This is a genomic window from Micromonospora sp. NPDC047753 (genome assembly GCF_040642735.1).
In the GTDB taxonomy this organism is placed as follows: domain Bacteria; phylum Actinomycetota; class Actinomycetes; order Mycobacteriales; family Micromonosporaceae; genus Micromonospora.
Window position 1 is genome coordinate 1 of the sequence record NZ_JBEYSL010000285.1, and the last position, 8692, is coordinate 8692.

The following is an 8692-nucleotide window of genomic DNA, read 5'->3' on the forward strand; positions in this document are numbered from 1 at the left end:
CCACTGAAAGGCCCAGGTCACCGGCTTGATCGCCGATCATGACCTGGGCCTTTTGCACCCCACCCGGGATGTCACCGAGGTGGTCGGGATCATCGAACGGTGGGCGACGCGTCACCGCAAGACGTTGTACGTGCGCGAGGAGGACCAGCACCGCGTCCCGTCCTCTGTCGAACGGGTGCCGGCGGACCAGGTGGCGTCCCGCGCCGACGCGCTGATCAGCATCGGCGGCGACGGCACCATGCTGGGTGCGCTGCGATCCGCCGTCCTCGACCCGAAACCGGTGCTCGGCGTACACCTGGGTCGGTTGGGGTTTCTCGTCGAGATCGAACCGCCGGAGCTGCCCGAGGCGCTGAGCCGGCTGCTGTCGAAGGACTTCACGATCGAGTCGCACGCCTGCCTCGCCTGTGACGTGTGCGGCGACGACGTCGTGGCGTTCAACGACATCGCGTTGGTCCGTCAGCCGGGCGCCGGTTTCGTCAGCGTCACGCTCGCCATCGACGGCCAGCAGTACGGCTACTACCGCAGCGACGCCGTCGTGGTCGCCACTCCGACCGGCTCGACGGCGTACAGCTACGCGGCCGGTGGTCCACTGATCTCCCCGGCGGCGGACTCGGTGGTGATCACGCCGGCGGCGCCGATGGCCGGCATCTCCCGGGCGGTGGTGCTCTCCCCGGACGAGAAGATCCGGTTGGAGTTGCAGCCCAACTCGTCGCCGGTCGTCGTGGAGATGGACGGGTTGGTGTTCCGCGACGCCGCGACGGACGGCACGGTGGACATCTCGTACCGGCGTGACGCCGGTCTGGTGGTCCGCTTCGACCCGCTGCGCTACCAGGAGCGCAACCAGTTGAAGATGACGCTGCTCGACCTGCCGTTCCTCCCCGAGCAGCTCCGCGAACTGCTCCCCGAAGAGCTACGCCGACGCGGCCAGGAACTACCCCCACCCGCCGATCCCCCACCCTGCTAACCCCCACCTTTGACCTCGTTGATCATGAAGTTATTGCCATGACACGCCGTGCCGAATGGCAATAACTTCATGATCAACTGCGGCGGGGGTTAGGACTGGGTTAGGGCTTGGTCTACCAGGTTCTTGGCTTCTTCCTGGATCTGCCTGAGGTGGTCGGGGCTTTGGAAGGACTCGGCGTAGATCTTGTAGACGTCCTCGGTGCCGGACGGACGGGCGGCGAACCAGCCGGACTCGGTGCTGACCTTGAGGCCGCCGATCGGCGCGCCGTTACCGGGGGCGGTGGTCAGCGTCGCGGTGATCGGCTCACCAGCGAGCTCGGTGGCGGTGACCTGCTCCGGGGCAAGCTTGCCGAGCACGGCCTTCTGCTCCCGGGTGGCCGGAGCGTCGATCCGGGCGTACGAGGGCGCGCCGAAACGCTCGGCCAACTCCGCCCAGTGCTCGCTCGGGCTGCGGCCGGTGGTGGCCTGGATCTCGGCGGCGAGCAGGCAGAGCAGCAGGCCGTCCTTGTCGGTGGTCCAGGTCGAGCCGTCACGCCGCAGGAACGACGCCCCGGCGCTCTCCTCGCCACCGAAACCGACCGCGCCGTCGAGCAGGCCGGGCACGAACCACTTGAAGCCGACCGGCACCTCCAGCAGCGGCCGACCCAGGTCGGCGGCGACCCGGTCGATCATCGACGAGGAGACCAGGGTCTTGCCCACCGCGGCGTCCGGCCCCCACTCGGTGCGCGTGCGGAACAGGTGACCGATCGCCACCGCCAGGTAGTGGTTGGGGTTCATCAGCCCGGCGTCCGGGGTGACGATGCCGTGCCGGTCGGCGTCGGCGTCGTTGCCCGTGGAGATCTGGTAGTCGGCCCGCGCGGCGATCAGCGACGCCATCGCATTCGGCGAGGAGCAGTCCATCCGGATCTTGCCGTCGCCGTCCAGGGTCATGAAACGCCAGGTCGGGTCGACAGTCGGGTTGACCACTGTCAGGTCCAGGCGGTGCCGCTCGGCGATCTCACCCCAGTACGCCACGCTCGCCCCGCCCAACGGGTCCGCGCCGATGCGGATCCCCGCATCGCGGATCGCGTCGATGTCGATCGCCGCCGGCAGGTCGTCGACGTAGTTGGCGAGGAAGTCGTACTCTCCGGTGGTGTCGGCGGCCCGCGCCCGCGCGTAGGTGATCCGGCGGACCTCCTTGAGCCCGGCGGCGAGGATGGCGTTGGCCCGGTCCTGGATCCACCTGGTCACGTCGGTGTCGGCCGGCCCACCGTTCGTGGGGTTGTACTTGAAACCGCCGTCGTCGGGCGGGTTGTGCGACGGGGTGATGACAATGCCGTCGGCGAGCCCGCTGGTCCGCCCACGGTTGTGCGTGAGGATCGCGTGCGACAGCGCCGGGGTCGGTGTGTAACCGTCGCGGCTGTCCACCAGCACGGTGACCCCGTTGGCGGCGAGCACCTCCAGGGCGTCCACAGCGGCCGGCGCGGAGAGCGCGTGGGTGTCCCGGGCGAGGAAGAGCGGCCCGTCGAGCCCCTGCTCGCGCCGGTAGTCGCAGAGCGCCTGGGTGACCGCCAGGATGTGGTCGGAGTTGAACGCGTTGCGCAGGCTGGAGCCGCGGTGGCCGGAGGTGCCGAAGGAGACCTGCTGGGCCGGGTCCGCGGGATCCGGATGCTCGGCGTAGTAGGCGGTCACCAGGCGCGGCACGTCGACCAGGTCGGCGGGCTCGGCGGGCTGGCCGGCACGGGGGTGGGTCACTGCGGGATCCTCCTCGGGGAGTGCCTGTCGGTCACGGCTCGACCTTCTGGCCCTTGCCGATCACCACGATGCCGTTGTCGGAAACGGTGTAACGCTGCCGGTCCTTCTCCAGGTCGACGCCGATCTCGACGCCCTCCGGGACGAACACGTTCTTGTCCAGGATGGCCCGCCGGACCACCGCGTGCCGGCCGATCTCCACACCCTCCATCAGCACCGAGCCCTCGACGTGCGCCCAGGAGTGCACCCGCACCTTCGGCGAGACGATCGAGTTCTCCACCAACGAGCCGGAGATCACCACACCCGGGGAAACCATCGAGCCGACCGCTCGGCCGACCCGCTCACCCCACTGGTGGACGAACTTCGCCGGCGGCCACGGCAGCTGCTCGGTGTAGATCGGCCAGTCGAAGTTGTACATGTTGAAGACGGGGTGCACGTTGATCAGATCCATGTGCGCGTCGTAGAACGAGTCGAGCGTCCCCACGTCGCGCCAGTAGCCGCGATCGCGGTCGGTGCTGCCCGGCACCTCGTTGTCGCGGAAGTCGTAGACGTTCGCCTCGCCGCGCTCCACCAGCATCGGGATGATGCTGCCGCCCATGTCGTGCTTGCTGGTCTTGTCTTCCGCGTCGCGCTCGACCGCCTCACAGAGCGCCCGGGTGGTGAAGACGTAGTTGCCCATCGAGGCGTAGATCTCGTCCGGCGCGTCGGGCAGACCGACAGCGTCGGTGGGCTTCTCGCGGAACGCCCGGATCCGCTTGCCGTCCTCGCCGACCTCGATGACGCCGAACTGGTCGGCCATCGACAGCGGCTGGCGGATGCCGGCGACGGTCACCGCCGCGCCGGACGCGATGTGGTCCTCCACCATCTGCCGCGGGTCCATCCGGTAGATGTGGTCGGCACCGAAGACGATCACGTAGTCGGGCTGCTCGTCGTTGATGAGGTTGAAGCTCTGGTAGATGGCGTCGGCCGATCCGGCGAACCACCACGGGCCACGACGCTGCTGCGCGGGCACCGGGGTGACGTAGTTGCCGAGCAGCGTGGACATCCGCCAGGTCTTGGTGATGTGTCGGTCGAGAGAGTGGGACTTGTACTGGGTCAGCACGACGATCTTGAGATAGCCGGCGTTGGCCAGGTTGGAGAGGACGAAGTCGACCATGCGGTACATCCCGCCGAACGGGACGGCCGGCTTGGCCCGATCCGTGGTGAGTGGCATCAGGCGCTTGCCCTCCCCACCCGCCAGGACGATCGCGAGCACCTTGGCAGCCATGCCACGACGCTATCCACCCGCGTCCCACTTCACCACTCGTACGGGGAGTCTTCTGCACTAGGGTGCGGGGTCATGAACGAACCCACCCCGCTGCGCGTCGATCTGCTCACCCGCGAGTACCCGCCGGAGGTCTACGGCGGCGCGGGCGTGCACGTCGAGTACCTGGCTCGGGAGTTGCGCGGCCTCGCTGACGTACGGGTGCACTGCTTCGGCCTGCCGCGTACCGAGCCGGGCGTCACCGCGTACGCCGAACCGCCGGGTCTGACCGGCGCGAACGCCGCGCTGCGCACGATGGGCGTGGACCTGGAGATGGCCGCCGGCGCGGCCGGCACCGACGTGGTGCACAGCCACACGTGGTACGCGAACCTGGCCGGCCACACCGCGAAGCTGCTGCACGGGGTGCCGCACGTGGTGACCGCGCACAGCCTGGAGCCGCTGCGGCCGTGGAAGGCCGAGCAGCTCGGCGGCGGTTACGCGCTCTCCTCCTGGATCGAGCGCACCGCGATGGAGGCCGCCGACGCGGTGATCGCGGTCAGTGGCGGGATGCGCAACGACGTGCTCACCGCGTACCCGCAGATCGACCCCGACCGGGTCCGGGTGGTCTACAACGGCATCGACACCGTCCAGTACGCCCCGGATCAGGGCACCGACGTGCTCGACCGGCTCGGTGTCGACCCGTCCCGCCCCAGCGTGGTCTACGTGGGCAGGATCACCCGGCAGAAGGGGCTGCCGTACCTGCTGCGGGCCGCCCGCGAGTTGCCGGCGGACACCCAGCTCGTCCTGCTCGCGGGCGCGCCGGACACCGCCGAGATCGCCGCTGAGGTGGAGGAGTTGGTCGCCGAGCTGCGGGCCAACCGTTCCGGCGTGGTCTGGGTGGCCGAGATGCTGCCCAAGCCCGAGGTGATCCAGGTGCTGACGCACGCCACCGTGTTCGTCTGCCCGTCGGTCTACGAACCGATGGGCATCGTCAACCTGGAGGCGATGGCCTGCGAGACGGCCGTGGTGGCGACCGCGACCGGCGGCATCCCCGAGGTCGTGGCCGACGACGAGACCGGCCTGCTGGTGCCGATCGCGCAGGCCACCGACGGCTCCGGCACCCCACTGGACCCGGAACGCTTCGTGGCCGACCTGGCGGCCGCGATCAACACGCTGCTCGCCGACCCGGCGCGCACCGAGCGGTTCGGCCTGGCCGGCCGGCGGCGCGCGGTGCAGCACTTCTCCTGGGACGCCATCGCCCGACAGACAGTGGAGGTCTACCGCTCCGTTGGCGCGGCCTGAGGGAGACGGACGTCAGATCGCCGTTCCCGGCGGCGACTTGAACAACGAGGTCGCCTCGGCGGAGTGACCACCACGCCCGTCCCGTAGCGCGCTGGCCGCGATGCGGATCAGGTCGATGTTGACGCCGGCGGCACCGCTCGGATCGTGCACCTTCAGCTTCACGTCGAGGCTCACCTCTGTCCCACCCCAACCCTGCGCCTCAAGGTTGAGGTGAGCCACTTTCTGCGACGCGAGATGCGGCAGGTAGCCGAGCGGAGCCACCTCAACGCTGCCAGCCCCCGACAAGGCGTTGAGCTTGGACTGCTTCTTGGTGTTGGGGTTCTCGACCAGGTTGCGGAAGTCCTCGGTGCCGCCCAGGTTGACCTGGTAGGAGCTGACCAGGGTGAGGCCGCGTTCCTCAAGCAGCCGCAGCAGCGCCTTGTGCAGCACCGAGGTGCCGAACTGGCTGGCCAGGTCGTCGCCGAGCAGCGGCAGACCGGCCGCCTCGAACCTCTCCATCCGGCGTGGATCGCGGGCGACCGGGTCGGCGGTGGTGTTGATGAAGGCGACGTCCGCCGCGTGAGCCGCCTCGGCGTACGCCTGGGCGATCTCCGGCCGGCCACTCGGCGCCGAGTAGAGCAGCACCTCCGCACCGGCCAGCGCCGTCGCCACTCGCGGCACCTCGCTCGCGTCGACGAGGCCCTTCGTGACCGGCACGCCCGCTGTGGGCAGGTCGCAGTCCAGCCGGGGGAAGTTGTTGGGTGCCAGGAAGATCGCCTCGGTCAGGTCCCGACCGACCTTCTCCTTCGAGGTGGCGAAGGCCGCGACGATGTCGATGTCCCCCACCCCGAGCCCGTCGATCATCGGCCTACGGATTCCGACCAGGCTGCCGCTCTGGCGGTAGAGAGCAAGCCCCTGCACCAGTGCCGACGTGTTGTTACCGACCCCGACAACCGCGACCCTCACCCGTTCGATCATGGCGGGAGGCTACGTCACGTCCGCGCATCGCGGCGGTGCGCAACGGAGAGTGACCTCCGCGCGAGGAAACACCCCGGCGAGCGTGATGTCCCTGAGTCATCAAAATGTCTCTGTGTCATCACGCTCACCGCAACGTCCGTCCCCAGGCCTCGACCCGCCGAGGCAGGCAACGGGCCCGGTTCGGGGAGAGTCCGACCGCCATTCCTCAGCGGCCACCAGCCACTCGTGTCGGGCCGCCGCCGCGTAGGCGGTCCCGGCAGAAGTCCCGGAAGGATCGTGGCGTGCGGCCCGTCACGTCCGCGACGGTCGACGTCGTCCGGTCCTCGGCGCCTGCCGCGATCGCCGTGTCCAGGCTGGCGAGGAAGCGGGCGAAGTCCGGCGGTATGCCGTTCGCGCTGTGGCGTGCGGCCAGTTCCGCCGCGTCGATCGCACGGTGCTTGACCGGCGTGCACCAGGCCCAGTCCGTGTTCGGCGGGCCCGATGGCCGAGGAGCTGAGCAGAACCACCCGGCGGACACCGGAGCTGCGTGCCCGGTCAAGGAAGGGCAGCATGATCGGTGCCGGGTCGACCTCGCCGACCGGCGGGATGGCGTAGATCGCGCGCACACCACTCAGAGCGTCCGGGTGGGTGGTCGGGTCGTACCAGTCGAAGCGGAACGCTCCCGGGGTGGGGCGTCGGCTGGCGATCCGGATGGGGTGACCACGCTCGGCGAGTCCTTTCGTCGCCCGGGACGGTCGCGATAGTATTCGGACCGCCGGTCCGTTTCGACTATACGGACCGCTAGTCCGTTTGGCGAGAGGGGGTCCGGTGCGGGCCGATGCGCTACGCAACAGGGAGTCGGTGCTGGCCGCCGCCGGGCGTCTCTTCGACGCGGCAGCCGACCCCGATCAGGTGTCGATGGACGACATCGCCACCGCAGCCGGCGTCGGCAAGGGCACCCTGTTCCGGCGCTTCGGCGATCGCATCGGGCTCATTCGCGCCCTCTACGAGCAACGGGGGCTGCGGTTGCAGGAGTCGCTCGCCGTGTCACCCACCCGGCCGGCGGCGGAGCAGGCCGTCGACCTGCTGCGGGCCATGCTGCGCTTCAAGCTCGACAACCGGGTGCTCACGCTGGCGTTGGAGCGCGCCGGGGGCGGTAGTCCGTACCGCAATGAGGCGTACGACCACTGGCACGCCCTGCTCGCCGTCCTCGTCGCGGAGGCGCGCGGCCCGCAGTCGGCGGACTACCTGGCCCACGCCCTGCTCGCCGCCGTCCGCAGCGACCTGGTCGAACACCTGCGCGACTGGCCCGAAGCTCGGTGGCACGCGGGACTGGACGCACTTGTCGGCTCCGTACTCGGCGACGACGGCTTGGCCGCGCGCGAACGGATCTCGCGCAGTAGGTTGGCGGGGTGACTGGACGGTTCCCGATCGAAGACGTCTCCCCCGTCGTCTCGTGCGGGCGATACCCGGCCAAGGCGGTGGTCGACGAGCCGGTTCCGGTGTCGGCGCGCGCCTACCGGGAGGGGCACGACGCGCTGGGCTGCAACGTGGTGTGGGCTGGGCCGGACGGCGCGAGCCGGCCGTTCACCCGGATGCGCCCCGGCGAGCCCGGCCAGGACCGCTGGCACGCCACCATCGCACCGGACGCCGTCGGCTCGTGGACCTTCTCCGTCGAGGCGTTCCAGGACCCGTACCTGACCTGGCAGAACGCGGTGACCAAGAAGATCGCCGCCGGGCAGGGGCCGGAGGACCTGGCCAACGACCTGGCCGAGGGCGCTCGGGTCCTCGCCGCCGCCCGGGGCCTCGTGCCGGCCGCCGACCGGCCCCGGGTCGCCGATGCGCTCACCGCGCTGGTCGACACCGACCTGCCGCTGGCCCAGCGGGTCGGCCCGGCGCTGGCCCTGGCCGACCTGCTCTGGGAGCACCCGGTGCGGGAACTGGTCACCGCCGGTGACACGTACTCGATCTGGGTTGACCGCAAGCGGGCGCTCTACTCGGCCTGGTACGAGTTCTTCCCCCGCTCCGAAGGAGCGGTGGGCGGGCGGTCCGGCACCTTCGCGACCGCCACCGAGCGGCTGCCAGGGGTGGCCGCGATGGGCTTCGACGTGCTCTACCTGCCGCCGATCCACCCGATCGGCCGGGTCAACCGCAAGGGCCCGAACAACGCGCTCACCGCCGGGCCGACCGACGTGGGCTCACCGTGGGCGATCGGCGCCGCCGAGGGCGGCCACGACACGATCCACCCCGACCTGGGTACGCCGGCGGACTTCCGGGCCTTCATCCAGGCGGCGGCGGCACAGGGCCTGGAAGTGGCGATGGACCTGGCGTTGCAGTGCGCGCCGGACCACCCGTGGGTCACCGAACACCCGGAGTGGTTCACCACCCGCGCCGACGGCAGCATCGCCTACGCGGAGAACCCGCCGAAGAAGTACCAGGACATCTACCCGGTCAACTTCGACAACGACCCGGAGGGCATCCGGGCCGAGGTGCTGCGGGTGGTGCTGCACTGGGTCG

The 8692-nt window shown here is 70.1% G+C and carries 7 protein-coding genes; 4 read left to right on the forward strand and 3 right to left on the reverse strand.

Features of this window, described 5'->3' with window-relative positions; translation table 11 throughout:
• Positions 1-28 precede the first annotated feature (28 nt).
• Entirely contained in the window at positions 29-964 is a 936-nt protein-coding gene (locus ABZ749_RS22300; RefSeq protein WP_357230597.1) for an NAD(+)/NADH kinase, read from the forward strand.
• An 89-nt stretch (positions 965-1053) separates the two neighbouring features.
• On the opposite strand, the gene pgm is transcribed toward ABZ749_RS22300, so the two are convergent.
• Positions 1054-2697, reverse strand: coding sequence for a phosphoglucomutase (alpha-D-glucose-1,6-bisphosphate-dependent) (gene pgm, locus ABZ749_RS22305; RefSeq protein ID WP_357230582.1), 1644 nt, complete (start codon positions 2695-2697; stop codon positions 1054-1056).
• Positions 2698-2728: 31 nt separating this feature from the next.
• Positions 2729-3961, reverse strand: coding sequence for a glucose-1-phosphate adenylyltransferase (glgC, locus tag ABZ749_RS22310; RefSeq protein ID WP_088990519.1), 1233 nt, complete (start codon positions 3959-3961; stop codon positions 2729-2731).
• 72 nt (positions 3962-4033) lie between these two features.
• Here glgC and glgA point away from each other — a divergent pair, with 72 nt between their 5' ends.
• A complete protein-coding gene (gene glgA / locus ABZ749_RS22315) occupies positions 4034-5239 on the forward strand; it encodes a glycogen synthase (protein WP_357230585.1) in 1206 nt (401 codons plus the stop codon).
• A 12-nt stretch (positions 5240-5251) separates the two neighbouring features.
• Here the strand turns inward: glgA and ABZ749_RS22320 are convergent, their stop codons facing one another.
• The gene (locus tag ABZ749_RS22320) at positions 5252-6196 is read right to left on the reverse strand and encodes an inositol-3-phosphate synthase (protein ID WP_357230588.1); all 945 of its coding nucleotides are present in this window, start codon (positions 6194-6196) and stop codon (positions 5252-5254) included.
• 807 nt (positions 6197-7003) lie between these two features.
• Here ABZ749_RS22320 and ABZ749_RS22325 point away from each other — a divergent pair.
• A complete protein-coding gene (locus ABZ749_RS22325; RefSeq protein WP_357230591.1) occupies positions 7004-7591 on the forward strand; it encodes a helix-turn-helix domain-containing protein in 588 nt (195 codons plus the stop codon).
• On the forward strand, positions 7588-8692 hold a 1105-nt coding region (locus ABZ749_RS22330), incomplete at its 3' end, for a maltotransferase domain-containing protein (RefSeq protein WP_357230594.1). The genes ABZ749_RS22325 and ABZ749_RS22330, both read left to right, overlap by 4 nt.

Bases quoted from the DNA above. Each gene is read 5' to 3' on its own strand.
- glgC (WP_088990519.1), bottom strand. From the start codon at position 3,961: ATGGCTGCCAAGGTGCTCGCGATCGTCCTGGCGGGTGGGGAGGGCAAG.
- ABZ749_RS22320 (WP_357230588.1), bottom strand. From the start codon at position 6,196: ATGATCGAACGGGTGAGGGTCGCGGTTGTCGGGGTCGGTAACAACACG.
- glgA (WP_357230585.1), top strand. From the start codon at position 4,034: ATGAACGAACCCACCCCGCTGCGCGTCGATCTGCTCACCCGCGAGTAC.